The organism is Modestobacter roseus, assembly GCF_007994135.1.
Taxonomy (GTDB): Bacteria; Actinomycetota; Actinomycetes; order Mycobacteriales; family Geodermatophilaceae; genus Modestobacter; species Modestobacter roseus.
Map to the genome: position 1 here is coordinate 4,461,092 of NZ_VLKF01000001.1, position 26,060 is coordinate 4,487,151.

21 protein-coding genes, 1 tRNA gene and 1 pseudogene are annotated in these 26,060 nt (G+C 74.4%); 10 read left to right on the forward strand and 13 right to left on the reverse strand.

Annotated features, from left to right (window positions below; all coding sequences use genetic code 11):
• Positions 1-25 precede the first annotated feature (25 nt).
• Positions 26-949 carry an SMP-30/gluconolactonase/LRE family protein gene (locus JD78_RS21315; RefSeq protein ID WP_153358017.1) on the reverse strand — a complete coding sequence of 308 codons (924 nt, stop codon included), beginning with the start codon at positions 947-949 and terminating at the stop codon, positions 26-28.
• 207 nt (positions 950-1,156) lie between these two features.
• On the opposite strand from JD78_RS21315, the gene JD78_RS21320 reads away from it, so the two are divergent.
• Positions 1,157-3,163 (forward strand): fibronectin type III domain-containing protein, encoded by a 2,007-nt coding sequence (locus JD78_RS21320; RefSeq protein WP_166521393.1) that lies wholly within the window; start codon positions 1,157-1,159, stop codon positions 3,161-3,163.
• Positions 3,164-3,282: 119 nt separating this feature from the next.
• The gene (gene ppc / locus JD78_RS21325; RefSeq protein ID WP_153358021.1) at positions 3,283-6,087 is read left to right on the forward strand and encodes a phosphoenolpyruvate carboxylase; all 2,805 of its coding nucleotides are present in this window, start codon (positions 3,283-3,285) and stop codon (positions 6,085-6,087) included.
• A gap of 61 nt (positions 6,088-6,148) precedes the next feature.
• Here the strand turns inward: ppc and JD78_RS21330 are convergent, their stop codons facing one another.
• Both JD78_RS21330 and JD78_RS21335 read right to left on the reverse strand, forming a co-directional pair.
• Positions 6,149-7,306 carry an aminotransferase-like domain-containing protein gene (locus JD78_RS21330; RefSeq protein WP_153358023.1) on the reverse strand — a complete coding sequence of 386 codons (1,158 nt, stop codon included), beginning with the start codon at positions 7,304-7,306 and terminating at the stop codon, positions 6,149-6,151.
• Positions 7,303-8,721: an FAD-dependent oxidoreductase gene (locus tag JD78_RS21335; protein ID WP_228394979.1), complete on the reverse strand. Its 1,419-nt coding sequence runs from the start codon at positions 8,719-8,721 to the stop codon at positions 7,303-7,305. The genes JD78_RS21330 and JD78_RS21335 overlap by 4 nt, the downstream gene beginning before the upstream one ends.
• An 85-nt stretch (positions 8,722-8,806) precedes the next feature.
• Between JD78_RS21335 and JD78_RS21340 the strand changes: the two genes are divergently transcribed.
• Both JD78_RS21340 and JD78_RS21345 read left to right on the forward strand, forming a co-directional pair.
• A complete protein-coding gene (locus tag JD78_RS21340) occupies positions 8,807-9,115 on the forward strand; it encodes a putative quinol monooxygenase (protein ID WP_153358027.1) in 309 nt (102 codons plus the stop codon).
• 37 nt (positions 9,116-9,152) lie between these two features.
• A complete protein-coding gene (locus tag JD78_RS21345) occupies positions 9,153-9,719 on the forward strand; it encodes a mycothiol transferase (RefSeq protein ID WP_153358029.1) in 567 nt (188 codons plus the stop codon).
• Between the two features lie 13 nt (positions 9,720-9,732).
• On the opposite strand, the gene JD78_RS21350 is transcribed toward JD78_RS21345, so the two are convergent.
• Positions 9,733-10,542 (reverse strand): Fpg/Nei family DNA glycosylase, encoded by an 810-nt coding sequence (locus JD78_RS21350; RefSeq protein ID WP_153358031.1) that lies wholly within the window; start codon positions 10,540-10,542, stop codon positions 9,733-9,735.
• A 120-nt stretch (positions 10,543-10,662) separates the two neighbouring features.
• On the opposite strand from JD78_RS21350, the pseudogene JD78_RS22930 reads away from it, so the two are divergent.
• Positions 10,663-11,298: pseudogene (locus JD78_RS22930) on the forward strand (SCO6745 family protein); the annotation flags it as partial.
• Positions 11,299-11,493: 195 nt separating this feature from the next.
• On the opposite strand, the gene JD78_RS21360 reads toward JD78_RS22930, so the two are convergent.
• Together JD78_RS21360 and JD78_RS21365 are read right to left on the reverse strand one after the other, a co-directional pair.
• Complete coding sequence (locus JD78_RS21360) at positions 11,494-12,870, reverse strand: cryptochrome/photolyase family protein (RefSeq protein WP_153358035.1); 1,377 nt, start codon at positions 12,868-12,870, stop codon at positions 11,494-11,496.
• A 55-nt stretch (positions 12,871-12,925) separates the two neighbouring features.
• A complete protein-coding gene (locus tag JD78_RS21365) occupies positions 12,926-13,246 on the reverse strand; it encodes a GNAT family N-acetyltransferase (protein WP_153358037.1) in 321 nt (106 codons plus the stop codon).
• 595 nt (positions 13,247-13,841) lie between these two features.
• Here JD78_RS21365 and JD78_RS21370 point away from each other — a divergent pair.
• The 5 genes from JD78_RS21370 (at position 13,842) to JD78_RS21390 (ending at position 17,784) form a co-directional block, all read left to right on the forward strand.
• Complete coding sequence (locus JD78_RS21370) at positions 13,842-15,065, forward strand: quaternary amine ABC transporter ATP-binding protein (RefSeq protein ID WP_153358039.1); 1,224 nt, start codon at positions 13,842-13,844, stop codon at positions 15,063-15,065.
• The gene (locus JD78_RS21375) at positions 15,058-16,086 is read left to right on the forward strand and encodes an ABC transporter permease (protein WP_228394981.1); all 1,029 of its coding nucleotides are present in this window, start codon (positions 15,058-15,060) and stop codon (positions 16,084-16,086) included. The genes JD78_RS21370 and JD78_RS21375 overlap by 8 nt, the downstream gene beginning before the upstream one ends.
• Before the next feature lie 93 nt (positions 16,087-16,179).
• Positions 16,180-17,106 (forward strand): glycine betaine ABC transporter substrate-binding protein, encoded by a 927-nt coding sequence (locus JD78_RS21380; RefSeq protein WP_153358041.1) that lies wholly within the window; start codon positions 16,180-16,182, stop codon positions 17,104-17,106.
• 110 nt (positions 17,107-17,216) lie between these two features.
• Positions 17,217-17,289: transfer RNA gene (locus tag JD78_RS21385), tRNA-Arg, on the forward strand.
• Between the two features lie 51 nt (positions 17,290-17,340).
• A complete protein-coding gene (locus JD78_RS21390; protein ID WP_153358043.1) occupies positions 17,341-17,784 on the forward strand; it encodes a hypothetical protein in 444 nt (147 codons plus the stop codon).
• On the opposite strand, the gene pflA is transcribed toward JD78_RS21390, so the two are convergent.
• From pflA to JD78_RS21425, 7 genes are all read right to left on the reverse strand, one after another.
• Complete coding sequence (gene pflA, locus JD78_RS21395; RefSeq protein ID WP_153358046.1) at positions 17,778-18,578, reverse strand: pyruvate formate-lyase-activating protein; 801 nt, start codon at positions 18,576-18,578, stop codon at positions 17,778-17,780. The genes JD78_RS21390 and pflA overlap by 7 nt on opposite strands.
• The gene (gene pflB / locus JD78_RS21400) at positions 18,575-20,848 is read right to left on the reverse strand and encodes a formate C-acetyltransferase (RefSeq protein ID WP_153358048.1); all 2,274 of its coding nucleotides are present in this window, start codon (positions 20,846-20,848) and stop codon (positions 18,575-18,577) included. Before pflB ends, pflA begins: the two co-directional genes overlap by 4 nt.
• Before the next feature lie 105 nt (positions 20,849-20,953).
• Positions 20,954-22,072, reverse strand: coding sequence for a non-hydrolyzing UDP-N-acetylglucosamine 2-epimerase (gene wecB, locus JD78_RS21405; protein ID WP_208104182.1), 1,119 nt, complete (start codon positions 22,070-22,072; stop codon positions 20,954-20,956).
• On the reverse strand, positions 22,069-22,950 hold the full coding sequence (locus JD78_RS21410; RefSeq protein ID WP_153358051.1) for a hypothetical protein: 882 nt from the start codon (positions 22,948-22,950) through the stop codon (positions 22,069-22,071). Before JD78_RS21410 ends, wecB begins: the two co-directional genes overlap by 4 nt.
• The gene (locus tag JD78_RS21415) at positions 22,947-24,377 is read right to left on the reverse strand and encodes a glycosyltransferase family 2 protein (protein ID WP_153358053.1); all 1,431 of its coding nucleotides are present in this window, start codon (positions 24,375-24,377) and stop codon (positions 22,947-22,949) included. Before JD78_RS21415 ends, JD78_RS21410 begins: the two co-directional genes overlap by 4 nt.
• On the reverse strand, positions 24,370-24,945 hold the full coding sequence (locus JD78_RS21420) for an exosortase/archaeosortase family protein (protein ID WP_153358055.1): 576 nt from the start codon (positions 24,943-24,945) through the stop codon (positions 24,370-24,372). The genes JD78_RS21415 and JD78_RS21420 overlap by 8 nt, the downstream gene beginning before the upstream one ends.
• On the reverse strand, positions 24,942-25,994 hold the full coding sequence (locus JD78_RS21425; protein ID WP_153358057.1) for a hypothetical protein: 1,053 nt from the start codon (positions 25,992-25,994) through the stop codon (positions 24,942-24,944). Before JD78_RS21425 ends, JD78_RS21420 begins: the two co-directional genes overlap by 4 nt.
• Positions 25,995-26,060: the final 66 nt, after the last annotated feature.

Sequence of the window (26,060 nt, forward strand, 5' to 3'; positions counted from 1 at the left end):
GGTGCCGTGCCACCCGCCGCCGGACTCAGACCTCGCGCAGGCCGGTGAGCGGGCCGCGGTACGGGTACGCCGCGGGGCCGCGCACCCCGGGCCGGGCGGTGAACAGCCGCCCGGCCCCGGGCTGCGCGGTGCGGGCGGCGTAGTCCAGCCCGTGCGCGGAGGTGCTGATCGCCAGCAGGTCGCGCTCCGGCCCGGCGAAGCAGCAGCTGGTCGCGTTCTCGGTGGGGACGTCGACCACGGTGAGCAGCTCGCCCTCGGGTGACCAGCGGCGTACCGCCCGCCCGCCCCACATCGCGGTCCACACGCAGCCCTCGTCGTCGACGACCAGCCCGTCGGCGACGCCGATCGAGCCGTCGAAGCGCAGGAACTCCCGCCGTCCGGACAGCTCGCCGGTGCCCAGGTCGTAGTCGAAGGCCCAGACCACCGAGTCGCCGGAGTCGGAGAGGTAGGCGGTGCGGTCGTCGGGGGACCAGCCCAGGCCGTTGGAGATGGTGAGCCCGGGCAGGGCCACGGTGACCGTGCCGTCGAGGTCGACCCGGTAGAGCCGCCCCGCGCCCGGGGACTCGTCGAAGGCCATCGTGCCGGCGAAGAAGCGGCCGGCCCGGTCGCAGGCGCCGTCGTTCATCCGGGTGCCGCGTTCCGTGGTGCCGCCCTCGGCGGAGAGCTCCAGCAGCACCCGTGCCTCGCCCTCGGGGGAGAGGTGGGTGAACCCGCCGCCGGCGCCCAGCAGCCACCCGCCGTCGGCGGCCGGGACGACGACGCCGACGGTGTCCCCGCCCCGGTGCGCGGCGAGGTCGGAGACCGTGCCGTCGGCGTCGACCCGGCCGCGGCGGACGAGTCCGGCGGTGATGTCGACCCACACCAGCTCGTCACGCGCGGCGTCCCAGATCGGGCCCTCACCGTGCTCGGCGGGGGACGGGTCGGCGGGCAGTGCTGCTGGTCGGCTCACCTCCCGATCCTCACCGACCCGCGGCCGGGCCGCCCATCGGGCACGACACGGGACCGTGAGGTCTGGAGACGAAAAGACACCCATCCGACTGCTCCGATATGGCATTACTTGCCCGAGATTCAGTCGATCCGGCACATGTGTCGCCAGGTACAACGATCGCCTACTTCCCGGGTGCGGTGCGCGTCCGGGCCACGGAGGGAGCAGTACGTGATCAAGGACGACCGGCGGTTCGGGGCCGCCTGGCGCCTCGCGGCAGGAGCGGTGGGCCTGGCCATCGGACTGGGCGGCGGGCTGCTCGTTCCCGCTGCGGCCCACGCCCAGACCGGGTTCGAGGAGTGGGTGATCCCGGGACAGGAGGGGCCCTTCACCGTCCCGAGCGGCGTCTGCCAGGTCAACTGGTTGCTCTACGGCGGTTCCGGCGGCGACGGGTCCAACGGCATCGAGACGTCCACCGGTGGCGACGGGGGATGGGTCGAGACCCACATGCCTGTGACCGCCGGCGCGGAGTTCTACGTCCAGGTCGGCACGGAGGGGCGGACCGGTGCCGAGGGAGGCGCGGGTGGGATGAGCGGGACAGCACCCTCTGGCGGCTCGTCCTCCGGTGGCGGGGGTGGCGGAGGCGGTGCCTCCATCGTGCGGTCCGGGGCGACGATCACCGGCGAGCCGGTGATCGTCGCCGCAGGTGGCGGTGGCGGCGGCAACACCGAAGGCGCGTTCGGCGGGCCGGCCACAGTGCGTGGCGCCTTCGGCAACAGCTCCGGCTCCAACGGTGGCGGGCGCGGCGGCACGCACGCGGCACCCGGGACCGGTGGCGTCACCAGCGTCAGCGGCGGTGTCAACGGCGGCAATGGCGTGGACCTGGTGGGTGGGGCCGCTCCGGCCGGTGCCGGCGGCGGTGGCGGTGGCTTCATGGCAGGTGGCGCGGGCTCGGCCTCCGGCACCGGTGCTTCGCTGCAGGGCGCCGGTGGTGGCTCCGGGGCGAGCTACGTCGCCGACGCGAGCACCGACTGGACGAACTCGCACAGCGGCAACTCGCCGCTGGTCCGCGCCACCTTCGTCGCCTGCCCGCCGGCGCCGGCGCCGGCGCCGGCGAAGCCGGCCGCGCCGCAGCTGTCCTCGGCGGTCTCCACCCTCCCGGGGGCGGTCGACCTGGTGCTGGTCCCCGGCGCGCCGGTGCAGGGCCTGCCCGTCGATCGCTACCAGGTGAGCACCAACGGCACCGGCGGCCCGTGGACCACGCTCATCACCCAGCCCCAGCAGGACACCCCGCACCTGACGGCGACCGTCACGGGGCTCACCCCGGGCATGACCTACCCGGTGACCGTCCGGGCGATGAGCGACGACGTGGCCAGCGACCCCAGCGAGGTCAAGCAGGTCACGGTCGCACCGATCATCGTCGTGCCGTTCCCGACCCCGACCCCGACCCCGATTCCGACCCCGACCCCGCCGGTCACCCCGGTCCCGGACACCGGCGGCGAGGACGTCGTCGTCGGCACCCCTGGTGCGCCGACCGGTGTCGCGGCGAAGGCCGAGCGCGCCTCGGTGCTCGTCTCCTGGCAGCCGCCGACCAGCGGTGGGGCGGTCGACCACTACGAGGTGACCCTGCTGCCGAGCGGTCAGACGGTCTCGACCACGCAGCTCTCCGCCCGCTTCGGCGCGGTGGCCGGGCAGTCCTACACGGCGACCGTCGTCGCCGTCTCGGCGGCGAGGACCGCCGGGCCGGCCGGCTCCGCCACCACCCAGGCCGAGGCCGCGTCCCCGGTGGTCCCGGCGGCGGTGCCCAGCGCGCCGCTGACCCTGACCACGGACAAGGGGCAGATCAGCTCGACCACCCCGGGGGCGAAGCTGACCGTCATCGGCACCGGTTTCCTGCCGTTCTCGACCGCGACGATCGTCATCTACTCCGAGCCGCAGGTGCTGGGCACGGTGACCACCGACGCCGACGGCAACTTCAGCAGGGAGGTGGAGGTGCCGGCGACGCTGGCCGCCGGACAGCACTCGCTGGTCGCCTCCGGCACGGCCCCCGACGGCACCGAGCGGTTCATGCGGATGGACGTGACGGTCGCCGCCGCTACCGGTGCCGTGCCCGCGGCGGCCGAGGGCGGGCTGGCCTACACGGGCGCGTCCGTGCTGGTCCCGGCCGGCGTCGGCCTGGCCGCACTGATCGGGGGGACGGTCCTGCTGCTGGTCTCCCGGCGGCGTCGCACCGCCTGATCGACCCGCTCCGCCGGCGACCCCGGCGACCGGCCCACCACGGGCCGGTCGCCGGGGTCGTCCCCGTCCCGCGGCCGCCCCGTCACCAGCCGGACACACCCGGCCCGGATACTCGTGCCGTGTCCGAAGCCACTGTCGACGTCGCCGACCTCCGCGTCCCCGGGGGTCCCACCGCCTCTGACGACCGCACCGACGACCTCCAGCTCCGTGACGACATCCGGCTGCTGGGCCGGGTGCTCGGCGAGGTGATCGCCGAGCAGGCCGGCCCGGAGGTGCTCGAGCTGGTCGAGTCCACCCGCGTGGAGGCGTTCGAGATCCGCCGCGACGAGCGGGACCGTTCCCAGCTCGCCGACCGCCTCGCCGGGCTCGACCCGAAGAGCGCCAACCACGTCGTCCGGGCGTTCAGCCACTTCTCGCTGCTGGCCAACATCGCCGAGGACGTGCACCACGAGCGCCGCCGCAGGCACCACCGGCGCGAGGGCTCGCCGCCGCAGAAGGGCAGCCTCGCCGGCTCGCTGCAGCTGCTCGACGACGCCGGGCTGGACGGCGCCACCGTGGCGCGGGAGCTCGCCGGCGCGCTGGTGGTCCCGGTGGTCACCGCGCACCCGACCGAGACCCGACGCCGCACCATCTCCCAGGTGCAGCGGCAGGTCAGCGAGCTGATCCGGCAGCGTGGTCAGGAGCCGGGCGACGCGGAGGACCCGGCCTGGTCGGCCCGGCTCTCCCGCCAGGTGCTCACCCTGTGGCAGACGGCGCTGCTGCGGCTGAGCCGGCTGCGCCTGGCCGACGAGATCGACGAGGCGCTGCGCTACTACGAGCTGTCGCTGTTCGACGTGGTCCCGGCGATCAACACCGAGCTGCGCCAGGCCCTGCGCGAGCGGTGGCCGGACGCCGACCTGCTGCGCGAGCCGATGCTGCAGCCGGGCTCGTGGATCGGCGGGGACCGAGACGGCAACCCGTTCGTCACCGCCGACGCCGTCCGCCGGGCCACCACCCGCCAGGCGGCGACGGCGCTGGAGCACCACCTGGCCGAGCTGCTCGCGCTGGGCGCGGAGCTGTCGATGTCCGACCGGCTGGTCCGCCCGACGCCGGAGCTGTACGCGCTGGCCGACGCCGCCGGTGACGACTCACCGTTCCGCGCCGACGAGCCCTACCGCCGGGCGCTGCGGGGCATCCACGGGCGGCTGGCCGCCACGGCGCTGCGGGTGCTCGGCTCGGTGCCGGGCCAGCAGCCGGAGGTGCTGCTGGACCCCTACGTCGCGCCCGAGGAGCTGCGCGCCGACCTGGACGTGCTCGACACCTCGCTGCGCAGCCACGGCGCGGGCGCGCTGGCCGACGACCGGCTGGCCCGGCTGCGCGACGCGGTGGAGGTCTTCGGCTTCCACCTGTGCGGGCTGGACATGCGGCAGAACTCCTCGGTGCACGAGGAGGTGCTCGCCGAGCTGCTGGCCTGGGCCGGCGTCTGCGCCGACTACACCTCCCTCGACGAGGCGGCCCGGGTGGAGCTGCTCACCGGTGAGCTGCGGATGCGCCGGCCGCTGGTGCGGCGGGACGCCGAGCTGTCCGAGCTGGCGCGCGGCGAGCTGGACCTGCTGGTGGCCGCCGCCGAGCAGGTCGCGCTGCTGGGCCCGCGCACCATCCCCAACTACGTGATCAGCATGTGCGAGTCGGTCAGCGACGTGCTGGAGGTCGCCGTCCTGCTCAAGGAGGTCGGCCTGCTCGACCCCGACGGCGCCGACGGGCCGCGCTGCCCGATCGGCATCTCCCCGCTCTTCGAGACGATCGACGACCTGCAGGCCGCCGGCGCGACCCTCACCGCGATGCTCGACCAGCCGCTGTACCGGGCGCTGGTCGCGAACCGGGGTGACCAGCAGGAGGTCATGCTCGGCTACTCCGACAGCAACAAGGACGGCGGCTACCTGGCCGCCAACTGGGCGCTGTACCGGGCCGAGCTGGAGCTGGTCGAGGTGGCCCGGGCCAACGGCATCCGGCTGCGGCTGTTCCACGGCCGCGGCGGCACCGTGGGCCGCGGCGGCGGCCCGAGCTACGAGGCGATCAAGGCCCAGCCTCCGGGCTCGGTCGCCGGCCAGCTGCGGATCACCGAGCAGGGTGAGGTGATCGCCGCCAAGTACTCCACCCCCGACCTCGCCCGGCGGAACCTGGAGGCGCTGGTCGCGGCGACGCTGGAGTCGACGCTGCTGGACACCGAGGGCCTGGACGAGGACGCCGAGGAGACCTACGCGCTGCTCGACGACCTGGCCGAGCGGGCGCGGCGGGCGTACAGCGCGCTGGTGCACGAGACGCCGGGCTTCGTGGAGTGGTTCCGCGCGGCCACCCCGATCCGGGAGCTCTCCGAGCTGAACATCGGCAGCCGCCCGCCGTCCCGCAAGGCCACCGACAAGATCACCGACCTGCGGGCGATCCCGTGGGTGTTCAGCTGGTCGCAGACCCGGATCATGCTGCCCGGCTGGTACGGCACCGGCTCGGCGCTGGAGAGCTGGGTGGACGGCGACCCCGAGCGCCTGGCCCGGCTGCAGGACCTGCACCGGCGCTGGCCGTTCTTCCGCACCGTGCTCTCGAACATGGGCATGGTGCTGGCCAAGACCGACCTGGAGCTCGCCGCCCGGTACGCCTCGCTGGTGCCCGACGCGGAGCTGCGGGAGCTGGTGTTCGGGCAGATCACCGCCGAGCACGAGCGCACCGTGCGGATGCTGCTGGCGATCACCGGCGACGACCGGCTGCTGGCGGACAACCCGGCGCTGGCCCGGTCGATCCGCAACCGCTTCCCCTACCTGGAGCCGCTGCACCACCTGCAGGTGGAGATGCTGCGCCGGCGCCGGGCAGGGGACGACGACGAGCTTGTCCGCCGCTGCATCCAGCTGGCCATCAACGGCGTCGCCACCGCGCTGCGCAACAGCGGCTGACGGCGGCACCGTGCACCGAGGGCCCGTTCCCGGCCGGGAACGGGCCCTCGGTGCACAGTGCTCAGCTGCGGGCGGCCTCGATGGCCGCGGCCAGGCGGCGCACGCCCTCGTCGACGTCGCCGGGCTGGACGGCGGAGAACGCCAGCCGGAACGCGTTCTCCCCGCCCTCCAGCAGGAAGTCGGTGCCCGGCACGATCGCCACCCCGCGGGCGGCGGCCTCGGCCGCGATCCGGGCGACGTCGTGCCCCTCACCGGCGGGCAGCGACACCCACAGGAAGTAGCCGCCGTCCGGACGCCGGAAGGTGGCCTGCGGCAGGTGCGTGCGCAGCGCCTGGTCCAGCAGCCCGACCCGCTCGGCGAGCGCGTTCTTCACCGTCTCCAGGGCCGCCGCGTAGCGCGGGCCGGTGACGAACTGGAACACCGTGCCCTGGGCGACCATGTTCGGCGCGATGTAGGTGTTGGTGGCCCGCACCCGGATCCGGTCGATCAGCGCCGGCGGCCCGACCAGGTAGCCGACCCGGATGCCCGGGCAGACGGTCTTGGAGAACGAGCAGGCGTAGACCACGTGGGTCGAGTCGGCGCCGCCGTCGAGCTCCAGCATCCGGGGCAGCGGCTCACCGCTGAACCGGATGTCGACGTAGGGGTCGTCCTCGAAGAGCAGGAAGTCGAACTCGTGCGCCAGCTCCAGCAGCCGGCGGCGCTTGGCCAGCGAGAGGGTGTAGCCGGCCGGGTTCTGGAAGTTCGGGATGACGTGTGCGAACACCGGGCGGACGCCGTCGCGAAGCAGCTGCTCGACCTCGTCGACCGCGATCCCGTCCTCTTCGAGCGTGACCAGGTGCAGGTCGCCGCCGCGGGTCTTCAGCCCCAGCAGGGTGCGGTCGTAGGTGGGCCGCTCGGTGACCACCGCCGCGCCCGGGGTGACCAGCTCGTCGAAGAGGAAGGCGTCGGCCTGCATCGACCCGTTGGTGACCAGCACGTGGCTCTCGGGCACGCCGTGCTGCTCGGCGATCCACCTCCGCAGCGGCACGTAGCCGATCGCCGTCCCGTAGCCGGTCATCCCGGCCGGGTCGGCGTCGAACGCGGTGACGGCGGCCTGCTTGAGGCCCTCGACGTCGACGATGTCGGTCGACGGGGCGCCGCGGGCGAAGGAGATCGTCGTGGCTGCGGGCTTCGTCGACGGGGCGGTCTCGGGCGTCTGGTCGGTGGTGGGACCGGTCACGGAGTCGAGTCTGCCGTACCGCGGTCCAGCGCGACTCCCGGGACCGCGGCGGCCCGCACGGCGGCCAGCAGCGCCGCGCGCTCGTGCAGGGTGGTGCGGTCCCGGCCGCGGGTGGCACCGAGCGCGACCTCGGCGGCGTCGATGGCCCGCCAGTCGGCCAGCAGCACCGGCTGCGCGCCCCGGGCCTGCAGGGCGCGCACCAGGTCGTCCGGGTCGCCGCCGGTGTGCAGCCGCTCGGTCGCCGCATCGGCGAGCAGGCTGGCCACCGTCTCCCGGGCATCGTGCTTGTTGGTGCCCACCACCCCGGTCGGCCCGCGCTTGATCCAGCCGGCCACGTACTCCCCGGGGCTGATCTCGCCCTCGCGCAGCACCCGCCCGGCCCGGTGCGGCACCGTGCCGCCGTCCAGCGGCAGCCCGGGCAGCGGGTGCCCGCGGTAGCCCACCGAGCGGACCACCAGGTCGGCCGGGACGACGTCCAGCTCGCCGGTGCCGGTGGCCCGGCCGTCGGCGTCCACCGTCGTCCGCTCCACCTCCACGCCGGTGACCCGGTCGGTGCCCAGCAGCCGCACCGGGCGGGCGTGGAACCGCAGCCGCACGACGGGCCGGCCGGGCTCGGCGGTGTGCGCGGCGTACTCGTGCAGCACCGCGAGGTTGCGGGCCACGTGCCGGTCGCCGGCGGCCAGCGCGTCGTCGCCGGGGTCGGTCAGGTCGGCCGGGTCGACGAGCACGGTGGCGTCGGCGAGGTGCCCGAGCTCGCGCAGCTCCTGGGTGGTGAAGGTGGCCTGCGCGGGGCCGCGGCGGCCCAGCACGGTCACCCGCTCGACCGGAGCGGCGGCCAGCGCGTCGAGCACGTGCTGCGGCATCTCGGTCGGGTCGAGCTCGGCGGGGGAGCGGACCAGCACCCGGGCGACGTCGAGCGCCACGTTGCCCACGCCGACCACGACGACGTCCCGCGCGCGGGCCACCGCCTCCTCGACCCGCGCCCGGTCGGCGTCGGGGTGGCCGCAGTACCAGGCGACGACGTCGGTGGCGGCGAGGCTGCCGGGCAGCTCCTCACCGGGCACGCCCAGCGCGCGGTCGCCGGCCGCGCCGTAGGTGTAGACGACGGCGTCCACGTGCCGGCGCAGCTCCGCGATCGACAGGTCGAGGCCGACCTCCACGTTGCCGACGAAGCGCACCCGCTCGTGGTCCAGGGTGTGGTGCAGCGTCTCGCGCAGCGCCCGCATCTTCCGGTGGTCCGGGGCGATGCCGTGGCGGACCAGCCCGAACGGCGTGGGGAGGCGGTCGATCAGGTCGACGGCGACCGGCACGTCGTCCTGCGCGGCCAGCGCCTCGGCGGCGTAGATGCCCGCGGGGCCGGCGCCCACCACGGCAACCCGCAGCGGTCGTGGTCCGGTACCGCTGGGCTGCGCCACGTCTGGCATCGTCGTCCTCCCGGCGGCCGTGCGCCAGGTCACTCCGCGCCCGATCGCCGCCCGACTGCTCTGGAGGCCCCTCGCCATGTCGTTCGTCATCGTCGCCACCGTCGTGCCCGAGCCGGAGAGCCGCGACGCCGTGCGGGAGGCGCTGCTGGCCGCCGTCCCGCAGGTGCACGACGAGCCCGGCTGCGAGCTGTACTCGGTGCAGGAGGACGAGCAGGGCTTCGTCTTCGTCGAGCGCTGGGCGAGCCAGGAGGCGATGGCCGAGCACGGCAAGGGCGAGGCGCTGCGCACCATGATGGCCACGGTCTCCGAGCACTTGGCCCAGCCGCTCGACGTGCGGGTGCTGCGGCCGCTCCCGGCCGGCGACCCGGAGAAGGGCGCCGTCTGAGGCCCCGATCGTCGGTGCCCGGGTGCAGGGTGGCGGCATGACCGACGCCCCACCCTGGGAACCACCGATGGCCGGCACGGAGGCCGAGCACCTGCTCGGCTCGCTGGACCGGCTGCGCACCACGTTCCGCTGGAAGGCCGACGGCCTGGACGCCGCCGGGCTGCGCACCCGGATCGGTGCCTCGGCACTGAGCCTCGGCGGCCTGCTGTCCCACCTCGCCGCGGTGGAAGAGCTGTACTCCACCCACCGGCTCAGCGGTGCGCCGATCGGCGGGGGCTGGGACCCCAGCCGCTGGGACACCGCCGAGGGCTGGGCGGAGACCTGCGCCGGCGCCGGCACCCCGGCCGAGCTCTACGCCCTCTGGGACGACGCGGTGACCCGCTCCCGGGAGCGGACGGCGGCGGCGCTGGCCGACGGCGGGCTCGACCAGCTGGTGCACACCGGCTGGCTGGGCGGGCAGCAGGTCAGCCTGCGCCGGCTGCTCTGCGACCTGCTCGAGGAGTACGGGCGGCACACCGGCCACGCCGACCTGCTGCGCGAAGCGGTCGACGGCCGGGTGGGGGAGGACCCGCCCGACGACTGGCGGCCGGTCGGTGCCGCATGACCGGGCGGGGCCGCTAGACCGCCTGGCAGGTGGGACACCAGAACAGGTTCCGGCCGACCATCTCCTGGGTGCGGACCTCCGTGCCGCAGATCCGGCAGAGCAGGCCCTGGCGCCGGTACACGTAGTGGGCGTCCTCCCGGAGCGCCGGGCCGCGCCGTCGCTCCCGGTCGGCGCGCTCGGTGGTGACGATCCGGCCCTCCTTCACCCCGGCCCGCATGAGCACGACCAGGTCCGCCCACAGGGCTGCCCACTCGTCGGCGGTCACGTCGCGGCCCGGGCGGAACGGGCTCAGCCGCTGCCGGAACAGCACCTCCGCGCGGTAGACGTTCCCCACGCCGGCGAGCACCGCCTGGTCCATCAGCAGCGCGCCGATCGGCACCCGGCTGCGGGAGATGCGGGCGAACGCCTTCGCCGGGTCGGACCGACGCCGCAGCGGGTCCGGGCCCAGCCGGTCGAGGATGAACTGCACCTCGCCCTCGGTGATCAGGTCGCAGGCGGTGGCGCCGCGCAGGTCGGTCCACACGCCCTCGCCGTCCTCGCCCGGTCCCTCCCAGCGCATCCGCAGGGCACCCCGGGGCGCCGGGGGCAGGCCGGTGCCGGAGGTGAACTTCCCGTACAGCCCCAGGTGCACGTGCACGACGTCCGGGCCGAAGGAGGCGAACAGGTGCTTGCCGTAGGAGGTGACCTCGTCGAGCACCCGCCCGTCGAGCAGTTCGGCCTGCCCGGCGAACCGGCCCTGCGGGCTGGTCACGTGCACCTCGCGCCCGGCGAACGCGGCCTGCTGCTCGCGGGCCAGGCGGAACAGGGTGTGGCCCTCAGGCACGGGCAGCTCGCGCGATCACGCCGTCCAGCTTCACCTGAGGCGCGGGTCTCTGCCACGGTGGGCGGCGTGACCCAGGTGACACCGCAGCTGGCCCGGAAGGCGTGGGGCTCGCTGGAGACCATGCACGTCGTCGCGTTCTTCGCCCCGGAGGTGCAGGCCGCCTACGACGCGATGGGCGTCCGCGGCGCCCGCGCCGGCTACTTCGCTGCCCGCGCCTCGGCGCTCGGCCCGGTCGGCCCGGCCCCGGTGGTGGCGACCTTCTACGTGTTCGCGCCGTCCCTGGTGGAGCGGGTCGTGCCCCGGGTGTGGGGCGCGGCCCCGCCGGAGCGGTGGGCGGCGGCCCGGGTCGACGGCGTCCGGACGGCGCTGCACGGGGCGCTGGGGGAGCCCGACGTCACCGAGGCGCTGGAGCTGGCCCGGCAGGCGTGCGCGGGGCTGACCGCCGCGGGCCGGCCGCTGTACGCCGCCTGGGCGTCCGCCGCCGAGCCCGACGAGCCGCTGCTGCAGCTGTGGCACGCCGGGCTGCTGCTGCGCGAGCACCGCGGCGACGGGCACGTCAGCGCGCTGCTGGCCGCCGGGCTGGACCCGGTGGAGGCGCTGGTCACCGGCGGGCTGGCGACAAACAGCACCGAGTTCGTGCGCACCACCCGCGGCTGGACCGACGAGGAGTGGGCCGCCGGGGTGCAGCGCTGCCGTGACCGCGGACTGGTCGACGACGGCGGGCTCACCGACGCGGGCACCCGGCTGCGCCGGGAGGTGGAGGAGACCACCGACGCCCTGGCCACCGATGGGTGGGCGCACCTGGGGCCGAGGGCACGCAGCGGCTGGTCGAGCTGCTCGGCCCGCTGCGGCGCCGGATGTTCGACAGCGGCCTGCTGCCCGACTGGATCCGCGCCCGCTCCTGACGCCCTCTCTCCAGGTTTCGGCGCCGGAACCCGGGGTGGGGGAGGGTCAGCGGCGGGTGGCGCGGGTGTAGCGCTCCAGGGCGACCAGGCGCTCGGAGGCGTGGTCGACGACCGGTTCGGGGTAGCCGGCCGGGACGCCGCCGGGGGCGGTCCACGGCTCGTGCACGTGCTTGGGGTCCAGGTCGCGCAGCTCGGGCACCCAGCGCTGCACGTAGCTGCCGTCGGGGTCGAACTTCTTGCCCTGGGTGGTCGGGTTGAACACCCGGTAGTACGGCGAGGCGTCGGTGCCGGTGCCGGCGACCCACTGCCAGCCGTGGTTGTTGCTGGCCAGGTCGCCGTCGACCAGGTGCGCCATGAAGTGCTCGGCGCCCAGCGTCCACTCCTGGTGCAGGTCCTTGACCAGGAACGAGGCGACGATCATCCGCACCCGGTTGTGCACGTACGCCTCGCCCAGCAGTTGCCGCATGCCGGCGTCCACGATCGGGAACCCGGTGCGGCCGGCCTTCCAGGCGGCGACCAGCTCCTCGGCGTCCGGGCCGGAGTCGTAGCCCATGGCCTGCAGCTCGGGCTTGAGGTACTCCCGCGCCGACTCGGGCCGGTGCCACAGCACGTCGGCGTAGAAGTCGCGCCAGGCGAGCTCGTTCGCGTAGCTCCGCGCCGACTCGGAGTCCGGTCCCGTGTCGAGGCCGGCGAGGTCGGCCAGCAGCGTGCGCGGGTGGATGCAGCCGTACTTCAGGTAGGCCGACAGCCGGCTGGTGCCGTTCGTGCCCGGGGTGTTGCGGCCCTCGGCGTAGCCGGGCAGCCGCTCGTCGCGGAACCGCTGCCAGGCGGCGGTCGCCGCGGCCTCGCCGGCCGGGGGCAGGGTGACGTCGTCCAGGTCCGGAGTCGGGGGTGGGTCCTCGGACCGGACGCCGGTGGTCCACGCGACGCCGTCCGGGCGGGCCGCGGGGGAGTGCCAACCGTGCTCCCGCCAGGCGCGGGCGAAGGGGGAGAACACCTGGAACGGCGTCCCGTCGCGCTTGACCACCCGCCCCGGGGCGACGGCGTACGGCGAGCCGGTGCGGACCAGCGGCACCTCGCCCAGCGCCCGCTCGACGGCGGCGTCCCGGCGGCGACCGTAGGGGCCGGCGTCGGCGGTGACGTGCACGCTGCCCGCACCGACCTCGGCGGCCAGCGCGGGCAGGACCTGGGCCGGGTCGCCGGAGCGGAACACCAGGGCGCCGCCGGTCTGCTCCCGCAGGTCGGTCAGGCAGTCGAGCAGGAAACGCCGGCGCGGGTTCCCCGACGGCCCCCACAGGCGGTCGTCGAAGACGAACACCGGCAGGACGTCGCCGTCCGGGCCGGCCGCGTCGAGGGCGGCGAGCAGTGCCGGGTGGTCGCCCAGCCGGAGGTCGCGGCGGAACCAGAGCAGCGCGGTGGGCACCCGGCCGAGCCTAGGGACGACCGGGGCTCACCGCAGGGTCACGGCCGGAGCGCGCTCAGTGGTCGGCGGTGGCCAGACCGAAGGTCGGCTTGTCGTCCTCGGCGACCAGGTCCAGCTGGTCGGGGTGCTCGACGAGGTACTTCCGGACGAACGAGCAGTAGGGCAGCACGGTGACCTGGCGCTCCCGGGCGGCCACGAGGACGTCGTGCACCAGGCGGGTGCCGAGGCCGCGGCCGCCCATCGCCGGGTCGATCTCGGTGTGCGGCAGGGTCATCGAGCCGCCGTCGACGTGGTAACTGGCCAGCCCGACGACGCGCTCGCCGTCGCGGATCTCGAACCGCCCCTTCTCGGGGACGTCCACCACCGTGATGTCCATCTGCTCTCCACCTCCCGCGCCACCGGCGCCGTTGCCGGGGACTCGTGCGTGCTGAGACAAGGTAACGGTCGCAGCGAGTTGCCGCCCGCTTCTGTTCCGACGCGCCGGGAGGACGAGTCGTTCCCCGGCCACCCCGGGTGCGACGTGGGTGCCGGTGGCGCCACACCAGCGGGTCACGGGGAGGTCACGGCGCGGGAGTGGCCCGGACGGCCCGTCCGACCGGTGAACGGCCAGGTCAACGGCTGGTCGTGGGGGTCGACGAGGTCGATCGGGCACATTGCGAGGTCATGACGGAGTCGTTGCTGGTTGCCGTCGGTGACCGTCGCGATCACTGAGCGCGGCTAACTTCAGCGGGCAAGTGTGGACCCGGGTGACTCGGCCATGAGGTGGCCGACCCGGCGTTCGAGGCCGACACCGACGTTGCGCAGGGACGGCTCGCGTCGCCACCGGAGGAGCGGTGGCGGTGCGGCGGGTGCGCCGCCGGATGGACGCGGTACCGGGTGCAGCCCGCAGACCGCGCCGGCCCCGCGGGCGATGTCGCCCCACCGAACGCACGGCTTCCCGGCCGGTCCACGCCCGATGACGAGAGGTGACCGTGCCCGCAGTTCATGCCGAAGGGCTCTTCAAGGTCTTCGGACGACGTCCCGGGGACGCCGTCCGGCGGCTCCAGGACGGCGCGTCGATCGCCGAGGTCCGCGAGCGGGGAGCGACCCCCGCCGTGGTCGACGTCGGCTTCACGGTCGAGCCGGGCGAGATCTTCGTGGTGATGGGGCTGTCCGGCTCCGGCAAGTCGACGCTGATCCGGATGCTCAACGGGCTGCTGGAACCGACCGCCGGCCGGGTGACGATCGGGGACGCCGAGCTGACGTCGCTCGACGCCCGCGGCGTGCGCCGGCTCCGCCAGGAGCGGATGAGCATGGTCTTCCAGCACTTCGCGCTCTTCCCGCACCGGACGGTGCTCGACAACGCCGCCTACGCCCTGGAGGTGCGCGGCGTCGACCGCACCACCCGCCGGGCCCGAGCGCTGGAGGCGCTCGCCGAGGTGGGGCTGGCCGAGCGGGCCGACGCCCGGCCCGACGAGCTCTCCGGCGGCATGAAGCAGCGGGTCGGGCTGGCCCGCGCGCTGGCCGCGGAGACCGACCTGCTGCTGATGGACGAGGCGTTCAGCGCGCTGGACCCGCTGATCCGCCGGGAGATGCAGGACCAGCTGCTGGACCTGCAGTCGCGGCTGGGCAAGACGATCGTCTTCATCACCCACGACCTCAACGAGGCGATGCGGCTCGGTGACCGGGTGATGGTGATGCGCGACGGCCGGGTGGTGCAGCTCGGCACCCCGGAGCAGATCCTCGACTCCCCGGCCGACGACTACGTGGCCTCCTTCCTGGCCGACGTCGACCGCGGCCGGGTGTTCACCGCCGAGCACGTGATGGCGCCGGCGCCCGTCGTGCTCGCCGGGGGCTCGTCCCCGGCGGCCGCGCTGGACGCGATGCACGCCTCCCACACGTCGTCCGCGCTGGTCGTCGACGGGTTCGGTCAGCTGACCGGAACGGTCGGCGAGGGCGACGCCCAGGCGGCGGTCGACGCGGGACAGGTGGCGCTCACCGACGGCGCCGTCCACCCGTCGGTGACCGTCGGGCCGGAGACGCTGCTCAGCGACCTGCTGGTGTCCGCCGGCCAGGACGAGCACCTGGTCGCCGTCGTCGACGACACCAACCAGCTGCTCGGCGTCGTCCCGCCCACCGCCGTGCTGGCCGCGCTCGGCGGCGCCACCGCCGATCCGCCGACGACCGACCTCACGAAGGAGGGCCCCCGTGGCTGAGCCGACGCTGCTCCCGAACTCCGTGCTCGCGGCGACCGAGAGCGGTACCGACACCGGGCCGCTGCCCCGCATCCCGCTCGGCGACTGGATCGACACCGCGTTCGACTGGCTGAAGGACAACCTCGAGCCGGTCTTCGACGGGATCAGCGCGGTGACCGAGACCGCCGTCGACGGGCTGGCCTCCGGGTTGCTGCTCCTGCCGGCCATCGTGATGGCCGCGCTCTTCGCGGTGCTCGGCGGGGTGGTCCGTTCGGTCCGGTTCGGCGTCGTCTCACTGCTCGGGCTGCTGCTGATCATCGCCCTGGAGCTCTGGGTGCCGGCGATGGAGACCCTGGCGCTGATCCTGGTGGCGACGCTGATCGCCGTGCTGATCGGTGTCCCGGTGGGGATCGCCGCCGCGCGCAACGACCGGGTCAGCGCCGCCGTCCGGCCGGTGCTGGACTTCATGCAGACGATGCCCGGGTTCGTCTACCTGATCCCCGCGGTCACCTTCTTCAGCATCGGCGTCGTGCCCGGCGTGGTCACCACGATCATCTTCGCGCTGCCGCCCGGCGTACGGCTGACCGAGCTGGGCATCCGCCAGGTCGACCCCGAGCTGGTCGAGGCCGGGCACGCCTTCGGCAGCCCACCCGGCCAGATCCTGCGGCGGGTCCAGCTGCCGCTGGCGCTGCCCACGATCATGGCCGGCATCAACCAGGTGATCATGCTGGCGCTGTCGATGGCCGTGATCGCCGGCCTGATCGGCGCCGGTGGCCTGGGCGGTGTGGTGGTCAGCGGCATCTCGCGGCTGGACATCGGCCTCGGCTTCGAGGCGGGCCTGGCCGTGGTCGTCCTCGCCGTCTACCTGGACCGGCTGACCGGTGCCCTCGGCCAGCGGCGCGGCCGGTTCGCCGGCTTCCGCACCTTCCTCGGCCGGGGGAGCAGCACCACCGCGCGTGCCGCGCAGCCCCCGGCCCAGCAGTCCGCGACCCCGCGGACCGTGGCGCCCGCCGAGGCGCCGCACCCCGAACCCGCCCGGTGACCGCACGGGCCGCCCGCCCCGTGGGTGGCCCTCCGCGGACCGGAGCACCAGTGGTGCCGGGGAACCCGACCGGCACCCGTACGAGAGGAACAGATGAACAAGCACCTGACCACCCGCAGCACCCGGATCGCCGCCGGCCTGGCCGCGGTCGCCCTGACCGCCACCGCCTGCGGCGGTGACAGCGACACCGACGCCACCGCGGACGGCGGCGCCACCAGCGGCGCGGCCTGCGAGACCGTCAACCTGGGCTTCATCCCGTCCTGGACCGACGGGCTGAGCATCGCCTGGCTGTGGGACGGGATCCTCGACGAGCAGGGCATCGAGGTCGAGATGACCGAGATCGCCGACGCCGCCCCGCTCTACGCCGGCCTGGCCGGGGGCGACGTCGACGTCTACCCCTCCGCCTGGTCCGAGGTCACCCACGCCGACTACATGGCCGAGTACGGCGACCAGCTCGAGGACCTCGGTGCCTGGTACGAGGGCGCGAAGCTGACCTTCGCCGTCCCCGAGTACACCGACGTCTCCTCCATCGAGGACCTGGCCGGCAACGCCGAGATGTTCGACGGCCGGATCGTCGGCATCGAGCCGGGCGCCGGGCTGACCCGGACGACGAAGGAGAGCGTCATGCCGGCCTACGGGCTGGACGGCGACTACACCCTGGTCGAGTCCTCGACGACGGCGATGCTGGCCGAGCTCCAGGCGGCCACCGACGCCGGCGAGGACGTCGTCGTCACCCTGTGGCGGCCGTTCTGGGCCAACAGCGAGTTCCCGGTGAAGGACCTCGAGGACCCGCAGGGTGCGCTGGGTGACGCCGAGGGCCTGCACACCCTGGCCACCGAGGGCTTCTCCGACCGGTGCGCCGACGTCGCCTCGATGATGGAGGCCTTCTCCCTCACCGACGAGCAGTACGGCTCGCTGGAGAACATGGTCGTCAACGAGTACGGCGAGGGCCGCTACGACGAGGCCGTCGACGCCTGGCTCGAGGAGAACCCGGAGTTCATGGACTCCCTGCAGAGCTGATCGACCGGCACCACCGAGGGGCCCGACGGCATCGCCGTCGGGCCCCTCGCCCGTCCGGCCCTCGCGCCCCGTCAGCCGCCGCCGGGCCGCATGCCAGGATGGACGGCGCCGCCCCCGTAGCTCAGGGGATAGAGCATCGGTTTCCTAAACCGTGTGCCGCAGGTTCGAATCCTGCCGGGGGCACCTCCGAGGGGGCCGTCCGTCGCTCGTCGGAGCGCGGGCGAGACTGGGGGCATGACCGCTGGTGATGCCCGGCCGCGCGCCGACCGGACCCCCACGCCGCTGACCGACGACGCGCGCCGGCTGCTCGACGCGCTCCTCGCCCACGACTTCCTCGGCGTCGCCGAGCTGCGTGCCCAGGTGGTGCGCGCCAGCTCCACCCCGGGCTGCCGGTGCGGCTGCGGCACCCTCGACCTGCACGTCCCCGACGACGTCCCGACCGTTCCGGCCGGCGGCCCGGCACCGGTGGAGGGCACCGTCGTCGACGCCGACGGCACCCCGGTGGGCGGGGTGCTGCTGTTCGTCGAGGACGGCCGGCTGAGCCGGCTGGACATCACGTCCCACGGCGACCCCTTGCCGCTGCCTTCCCCGGACCGGGTCACCTGGGGCCCCACCCGATGGGCGGGCGCGGACACCGTGCGCCGGCCCGCGCGGTTCCGCCGCGGCTCCACTCAGTAGACGGTGAGGCCGCGGGCGCGGAACCGGTCCCGCGCGGCGGCGGTCTGCTCCGGCGTCGGCGGCCGGGTGTCCGCCAGCGGGTAGGGGATGCCGAGCCGGGTCCACTTGTCCCGCCCCAGCTGGTGGAAGGGGAGCACCTCCACCCGCTGCACCGTCGACCAGGCGGCGACGGCGTCGGCGACCGCGTCGATGTTCTCCGGTGCGTCGGTCAGCCCGGGCACCAGCACGAAGCGGATCCACATCGCCGTCCCGCGGTCGGCCAGCCGACGGCCGAACGCCAGGGTCGGCGCGACCTCCTGCCCGGTGACCAGCCGGTAGGTGTCCGGCAGCCCGGACTTCACGTCCAGCAGCACCAGGTCGGTGTCGTCCAGCAGCGCGTCGGTGGCGTGCGCGCCGAGGAAGCCGGAGGTGTCCAGCGCGGTGTGCAGGCCCAGCTCCCTCGCGGCCCGGAAGACGTTCGCGGTGAACGCGGGCTGCACCAGCGGCTCTCCACCGGAGAGCGTGACCCCGCCGTGCGCGGCCCGCAGCGCCGGCGCGTAGCGGCGCAGCTTCGCGACCAGCTCGTCCAGCGTCGTCGGCATCCCGTCGTGCTCGTGCCAGGTGTCGGGGTTCTGGCAGTACTGGCAGCGCAGCAGGCAGCCGGAGAGGAACACGGTGAGCCGGGTGCCCGGCCCGTCGACGCCGGTGACCAGCTCCCAGGAGTGCACCCGGCCCAGGCGGCCGGCGCGCACCGCGGCCAGCTCCTCGTGGTGGAGGTCGGCGCCCACCACGGGGAGCGGGAGGTCGGTGCTCACAGCCCGCCGTGGAAGGTCCGGGACAGCACGTCCAGCTGCTGCTCTCGGGTGAGCCGGACGAAGTTCACCGCGTACCCGGACACCCGGATGGTCAGCTGCGGGTAGTCCTCCGGGTGCTCCATCGCGTCCTCGAGCGTCTCGCGGTTCAGCACGTTGACGTTGAGGTGGTAGCCGCCGGAGACGGTGTAGGCGTCCAGCAGCCCGACCAGGTTGCCGACCTGCTCCTCCTTCGTCCGACCCAGCCCCGCGGGCACCACCGTGGAGGTCAGCGAGATGCCGTCCTGCGCCTCGTCGTAGGGCAGCTTCGCCACGCTCAGCGCGCTGGCCAGCATGCCGTGCCGGTCCCGGCCGTTCATCGGGTTCGCGCCCGGGGCGAAGGGCTGGCCGGCCCGCCGTCCGTCGGGGGTGTTGCCGGTGTGCGTGCCGTAGACGACGTTGCTGGTGATGGTCAGCACCGACTGGGTGTGCACCGCGTTCCGGTAGGTCGGCTGGCGCCGCAGCTTGGCCATGAAGGTGCGCACCAGGTCGACCGCGATGTCGTCGACCCGGTCGTCGTCGTTGCCGAAGGCCGGGAACTCGCCCTCCACGTGGTAGTCGACCACCAGCCCGGTGTCGTCGCGCACCGGCCGCACCGTGGCGTACCTGATCGCCGACAGCGAGTCCGCCGCCACGCTCAGCCCGGCGATCCCGCAGGCCAGCGTGCGCAGCACGGTGCAGTCGTGCAGCGCCATCTCGATGCGCTCGTAGGCGTACTTGTCGTGCATGAGGTGGATGCAGTTGAGCGCGTCGACGTAGGTCTCGGCGAGCCAGTCCAGCAGCCGGTCGTAGGCGGCCCGGACGTCGTCGTAGCCGAGCACCTCGCCGGTCAACGGCGCGCTGGCCGGCGCCACCTGCTCGCCGGTGACCTCGTCCCGGCCGCCGTTGATCGCGTACAGCAGCGCCTTGGCCAGGTTGACCCGCGCGCCGAAGAACTGCATCTGCTTGCCGATCGCCATCGCCGAGACGCAGCAGGCGATGCCGGCGTCGTCCCCCCAGGCCGGGCGGATCAGCTCGTCGGACTCGTACTGGATCGAGGAGGTGTCGATCGACACCTGCGCGCAGAACCGCTTGAACCCCTCCGGCAGCCGGTCGCTCCACAGCACGGTCAGGTTCGGCTCCGGCGCGGGACCGAGGTCGTACAGGGTCTGCAGGAAGCGGAAGGAGGTGCGGGTCACCAGGGTGCGCCCGTCCTCGGCCATCCCTCCGATCGACTCGGTCACCCACGTCGGGTCGCCGGAGAACAGCGCGTCGTACTCCGGGGTGCGCAGGAACCGGACGATGCGCAGCTTGATCACGAACTGGTCGACCAGCTCCTGCGCCGCGCTCTCGTCGATCCGCCCCTCGGTGAGGTCCCGCTGCAGGTAGACGTCGAGGAACGTCGAGGTGCGGCCCAGCGACATCGCCGCGCCGTTCTGCTCCTTCACCGCCGCCAGGTAGCCCAGGTACAGCCACTGCACCGCCTCCTGTGCGGTGGCCGCGGGGCGGCTGACGTCGCAGCCGTAGCCCGCGGCCATCTCCGCCAGCTCGCCCAGGGCGCGGATCTGCTCGGCCAGCTCCTCGCGGTCCCGGATGACCTCCTCGGTGGAGCGGAGCAGGTCCAGCTCGTCCTTCTCCAGCTGCTTGGCCGCGATCAGCGCGTCGACGCCGTAGAGCGCCACCCGCCGGTAGTCGCCGATGATCCGGCCGCGGCCGTAGGCGTCGGGCAGCCCGGTCACGATGTGCGAGCGGCGGGCGGCCAGCACCGCCTGGGGGTAGACGTCGAAGACGCCGTCGTTGTGCGTCTTGCGGTAGGTCGTGAAGATCTCCCGCACCACCGGGTCGGGTTCGTAGCCGTAGGTGCGCAGCGCGTTCTCGACCATCCGCCAGCCGCCGTTGGGCATGATCGCCCGCTTCAGCGGGGCGTCGGTCTGCAGCCCGACGACCACCTCGTCGTCCTCGCTGATGTAGCCCGGCGCGTGCGAGGTGATGGTCGACGGCGTGTGCGGGTCGACGTCGTACACGCCCTTGGCCCGCTCCTCCGGGAAGAGCGCGGACACCGCCTGCCACACCCGGGTGGTCCGCTCGGTGGGGCCGGCGAGGAAGCCGGCGTCGCCCTCGTAGGGGGTGACGTTGCGCTGGATGAAGTCGCGCACGTCGATCCGGTCCTGCCAGGGACCGGGGGAGAACCCACGCCAGGCCTGGTCGCCGGTGCCGGTGCCGGCGGCGGGGCGGTCGATCGTGCTGCTGGTCATCGTGGGCCTCCTCGGCGGCGGGACCGTCCCACCAGCTCCGACGCTAGGAGCGCGGGGGTGCCCCGGGGCGGGGCCCAAGGTCCCCGGAGGGTGGCCGTCCGGCCTTCAGCGGTGCTCGGACGAGGCGGTCACCGGCTGCGTCCCGGCGCCGGCTACGGCCAGGGCGAGCGCGGCGATCCGTTCGCCGGCGTGGCCGTCGCCGAAGGGGCAGGGGAGGGAGCGCAGCCGAGCGGGCCAGCCAGGGCGCAGCAGGTGCGCCGCCGCGGCGGCGACCCCGGCCGGCTGGGTGAGCACGGCGAAGCCCGCGTCGATGCTCTCCGGTCGCTCGGTGCTGTTGCGCACCACGACCAGTGGCTTGCCCAGCACGGTGACCTCCTCCTGCACGCCGCCGGAGTCGGAGACGACCAGCGTCGCACCGAGCGCCAGGGCCAGGAAGGTCGGGTGGTCGACCGGCTGGCACAGCCGGACGTTGACCGGCGGTTCGATGCCGAAGGCCTCCAGCCGGGCACGGGTGCGCGGGTGCAGCGGCAGGAGCACCGGCCGATTCAGCTCGCCGAGGGACTCCAGCAGGGCGGCGAGCTGCTCGGCGGAGTCGGTGTTCTCCGGCCGGTGCACGGTGGCCAGCACGTACTCGCCGGCGGTGACCCGGAAGTCCTCCAGCACGGCCGCCTGCAGCCGCGGTTCCGGTAGCGCCCGCCGGGTGGCCTCGACGATCGGGTTGCCGGTGACGTGCACGGCGCCGGCGGGTGTGCCACCGGCGAGCAGCGCGTCGGCGTTGCCCGCGGTGGCGCAGCAGTGCACGTCCGCGACCGCGCCGATCACCAGCCGGTTGATCTCCTCGGGCATCGCCCGGTCGTGCGACCGCAGGCCGGCCTCCACGTGGACCACGGGTATGCCCAGGTAGTGGGCGGCCTGTGCCCCGGCGTTGGCGCTGTTGGTGTCTCCCTGGACGACCACCGCGGCCGGCCGGGTACTCCGGAAGTGGGTGACCAGCCCGGTGAGCATGAGGCCCACCTGGTCGGCCCGGTCCCGGCCGCCGGCCCCCGACAGCGGCATCGTCGGCGGCGGCAGCGACGCGTTGCGGAAGAAGACGTCGGACAGCTCCGGGTCGTAGTGCTGTGCGGTGAACACCATCTCCGCGGCCTCGCCCAGCGCGTGCACCACCGGCGCCAGCTTGATGATCTCCGGCCGGGTGCCCAGCACCACGGCGATGCGGCGGGTCACCGGGCACCGGCCGGGGTGAGCGACAGGCCGCGGCGGCGGACGACGCGGCGGGCCAGCAGTGCCCAGGCGGCCAGCACGGCGAGTGCGCCACCCGAGGTCGCCGCGTGCAGCGGCACCGCGGGGGTGGGGTACACCTTGACGTTGCCGCCGCAGGTGACCGTGCCGATCGCGGCGGTCACGGCTGGGGAGAGGACGACGACGTCCAGCGCGCTGACGGTGATCCGGTCGGTGCCGCTGCTCGCGTCTGCGGCGACGGCCTGCTCGTTGAGCACGAGCTTGGCGACGGTCGCACCCAGCACCTCCACGTCCACGCCGGTGTTCGGGGCGGCTTGCGAGGCCAGCGGGAGCGGTAGCAGACCGGCCACGACCACCCGGGCGTTGGCCAGTGAGGCCTTGCCGCTGACCGCGCCGCCGGCCTTGGCCGTGCAGCTGGCGGTGATCGCATCGGCCCGGACGGTGGCGGCGTTCAGCCCGCCGGTCAGGTTCAGCCGGACCCCACCGGTGCCGGCCCGGACCGTGCAGCTGCCGTCGTCGTTCACCGTGAGGGAGCCGCCGCTGCCGACGAGCCCGGCGCAGGCGGCGGAGCTGCCGTCGGCGAACGCCCTCGCGGTCTGCACGAAGGTGCCGGCGGTGATCAGCGACTGCCCGGCGAGGGCGGTGGCCCCTGTGCCGTTCGTGCTGGTCACCGTGGCCTGGCTGCCGTCGTTGCGCACCGACTCCGTGCCCGTCGACACGGTCGCGCCGAGGGCGGTCACCCAGGCGGCGTTCGCGGTGGCGGTGGAGGTGTCGGCCAGCGCGGTGCCGGCCGGCAGCAGCACCAGGGCGGTGGCGGCCGCGGCCACCACGAGGCCGGGGCGGCGGAGCGAGGAGCGGATCATCGCGGGCTTCCGATCAGGACGGGGGATCCGGCAGGGGCGGGGTCCAGCGGGAGGGGAGCGGGGGCGGCGCCGGCCTGGTCGGTCCGGGCGGTCTTCTTCCAGTCGGTGCGGCGGCGCAGGGTGCGGGTGAAGGCCCACCAGACCGCGGCCTGCAGCAGGTAGCCGTAGCCGATGTTGGCCAGGCCCAGCCAGACCGCACGGCGGCGGCTGATCACGCCGCCGGTGCGCGCCCGGTAGATCGGCCCCCAGATGAACTGGGGGAGCACGCCGAACAGCAGGGCCAGCGGAACCAGTCCCCAGGCGCCGGCGGCCCACCAGTCGGCCGGTCCGTCGCCGGTGCTGAAGGCGTAGTAGGCGTCCACCGCGATCGCGGTCGGGAAGACGACGCTGCCCAGCATCTGGGACCAGGGGACGTAGAGGTAGTAGGCGACCTCCAGCGCCCCGCCCAGCGGTACCCGCGGGGAGCAGAGCACCTGCCACAGGTAGCGGAGGCACTGGATGCCGCCCTGCGCCCAGCGACTGCGCTGCCGGATCAGGGGCTTGAGCCGGGTGAGGCCGAGCTGGGCGACGAAGGTGTCGTCGCAGTACTCGGTGCGCCCCCCGGTCAGCAGGACGTGCAGACCGAGCTCGAAGTCCTCCAGCAGCGCCCCGTGCCAGGGGGTGCCGTGCTCACGGGCGATCCGGTCCAGCCCGGACATCCGGGTGAACTGGCCGTTGCCGCCCATCGCGACGCTGCCGGTGCGCTGCCGGAGCGTCTGCATCGCAGCGATGGTGCCGGTGAACTCCATGTCCTGCAGCTGCACCAGCAGCGGGTCGCGGTGCCGCTCGCGGCCGAGGTCACCGAGCCGGCCGGGGTCGGTGCTGACCAGGGCGTCGACGTCCTGGGTGATCCGCACCTGCACCTGGACCGCGACCACGGACCTGGCGCCGAAGTAGGCCGGCCCGCAGATGACGTCCGGGCAGACCCGCTCCAGCCGGGCGTCGGCGTCGACCACCCCGACGATGACCTTGTCGCGGTCGGCGTCGACCGGGAGCTCGGCGGAGATCGCCCGCCAGGCGGCGTTCAACGCCGCGCCCTTGCCCTGCCGTGCCTCGGGTGCCCGGCGGGTGAGCACCCGCAGGTTCTGGTGCCGGTCGGCCAGGGCGGCCAGCAGCAGCGGGGTCGCGTCGGTGGAGCCGTCGTCCACGATCCACACGGTCGCGTCGGGGAAGTCGGTGGTCAGGTGGCGCACCGTCGCCGCGATCACGTCCTCCTCGTTGAGGCAGGGGACGACGAGGTGGAAGTCGTGACCGGCGCGGGTGCCCGGCACGCTGTCCCGGCGGCGCAGGAACGGCCGCAGGATGCACAGCACGTAGACCAGGAAGCCGACGCACAGCAGGAACGCCCCGGTGTTCAGCAGGGCCAGCATCGCCTCCGGGTCATGCACGGTGGCGCCCCTTGGAGGCGCTGCCGCGCAGCAGGATGGCGAGGTACAGGGTGCCGGCGGCGACCACGCCGATGGTGCTGATCAGGGTGCCCGCGAGCAGGTGGGTGCGGGCGTAGCCGTCCGCCGGGCCGAAGGTCGCCATCGCCTCGGCGATGGCCAGCAGCCGGACCTGGTTGACCGCGAAGACCGTGCCGATCGCGGCGGCCAGGCTGGCCAGCGCCCGCCAGGCACTCACCCGCTGGACCGCCAGCAGCACGACCGTGACCCCGGTGAAGGGGATGATCAGGAAGGCGACGGTGCAGCCGAGGGTGATGCCGTAACCGGTCTGCACCCCGTCGACGGAGAACAGCACCGACGTGCCGACCCGGGCCGCGTCGGAGATCCCGCCGAGCCGGGCGAGCCCGGCGGACAGCGACGCCTCCAGCTCCTGCACCCGGTCGGCGACCACGAACAACCCGATCATCACGCCGGCCGCGACGATGCTGAGCAGCGGGCGGACCAGGCCGACGTCGTCGCTGCCGGCGGTGGGCGCCGACCACGGGGTCGGCTGGCCGAGGGCGGTGGTCATCGTGCGTGCGGGATCTGCAGTGCCCGGGAGCGGTTGGTCAGGAGGGCGTCCTCGGCCCGCCACCAGGCATCGATCATGCCGTCGAGGCGGGTGCGCATCGCCCAGCCGGTGACGGCGTTGGTGCCGCCGGCGCGCAGCACCTCGCCGACGTCCGCGGCGATGCCGGACACGGTCGTGGCGCTCCCGCCGCCGACCAGCATGCCGAGCTGGCGCGGACCGGTGCGGGCGACCTGGGCGCGGCCGCCGGCGGTCTCGACGACGGCGTGGGCGGCCCGGCGGGCCGACCGGGTGGTGAAGACGGTGCCGAGGTCGACCAGCACCACCCCCACCTGCTCGGCCAGCCGGGCGGCCCGCTCCTCCTCGCGGGCGAGCAGCAGCCCCCAGCCGTGCCGGTCGGGCAGTCCGGTGGTGGCATCGGTGCTGCGCCGGGCGGCGTCCAGGTCCGCCCGGCGGTCGCCGGCGGCCCGCTGCAGGTCGGCGCTGAGGCTGCGGCTCAACGACACGCCCTGCGTGTCCAGCGCCCGCAGCCAGCCGGTCATGTCCGTCCGGAGGTCGCGCTCGGTGAAGCCGCACAGGCTGCCGATCAGCTCGCCCCGCGGGTTTCGCAGCGCGATCCCCGCGTAGTGCTTGATCCCGAACCCGTCGGCCTTGGCGGCCAGTACCGGGTCGCGGGTGGTGCTCAGGTCGAGGGAGACCGCGTCGGTCCGGTGGCGCACCACGTCGTGGCAGATGCTGTCGCCGAAGGGGATCGGCTGGTCGACGGCGAGAACGCCCGGATCGACGCTGGCCGCCAGTGGGGTGTAGACCTCGTCGGCGATCCGGTTGACCAGCCAGCTGGAGCACGTGCCCCCCGCGGCGAACGTGGCGACCGTGCTCCTCGCGGTGTCCCGGAAGTCGGGAGCGGCGGAGGGCAGCACGCTCAGCACCGGATCGGCCGGCGCCGTCTCCCCCCGGTTGGTGAACCGGTCGAGCGAGACGCTGAGCTTGCCGGGGCGCTTGCTGGCGCCCCGGTGGCGTCCTCCCCGGCTGGGCCGCGGTCCTGTGTGCATCGTCATGTCCTGCGTCTCCGTCCTCGGTGAGCACCCGACCCCCGTGGCCGGCTCGCGCAGCATTTC

What these genes read in the sequence shown, in the direction of transcription:
- JD78_RS21365 (WP_153358037.1), bottom strand. Translation starts at nt 13,246, where the DNA reads ATGGACATCACGGTGGTGGACGTCCCCGAGAAGGGGCGGTTCGAGATC.
- JD78_RS21425 (WP_153358057.1), bottom strand. Translation starts at nt 25,994, where the DNA reads ATGCACACAGGACCGCGGCCCAGCCGGGGAGGACGCCACCGGGGCGCC.
- JD78_RS21380 (WP_153358041.1), top strand. Translation starts at nt 16,180, where the DNA reads ATGAACAAGCACCTGACCACCCGCAGCACCCGGATCGCCGCCGGCCTG.
- JD78_RS21390 (WP_153358043.1), top strand. Translation starts at nt 17,341, where the DNA reads ATGACCGCTGGTGATGCCCGGCCGCGCGCCGACCGGACCCCCACGCCG.
- JD78_RS21410 (WP_153358051.1), bottom strand. Translation starts at nt 22,950, where the DNA reads ATGATCCGCTCCTCGCTCCGCCGCCCCGGCCTCGTGGTGGCCGCGGCC.
- JD78_RS21340 (WP_153358027.1), top strand. Translation starts at nt 8,807, where the DNA reads ATGTCGTTCGTCATCGTCGCCACCGTCGTGCCCGAGCCGGAGAGCCGC.
- JD78_RS21345 (WP_153358029.1), top strand. Translation starts at nt 9,153, where the DNA reads ATGACCGACGCCCCACCCTGGGAACCACCGATGGCCGGCACGGAGGCC.
- pflB (WP_153358048.1), bottom strand. Translation starts at nt 20,848, where the DNA reads ATGACCAGCAGCACGATCGACCGCCCCGCCGCCGGCACCGGCACCGGC.
- JD78_RS21420 (WP_153358055.1), bottom strand. Translation starts at nt 24,945, where the DNA reads ATGACCACCGCCCTCGGCCAGCCGACCCCGTGGTCGGCGCCCACCGCC.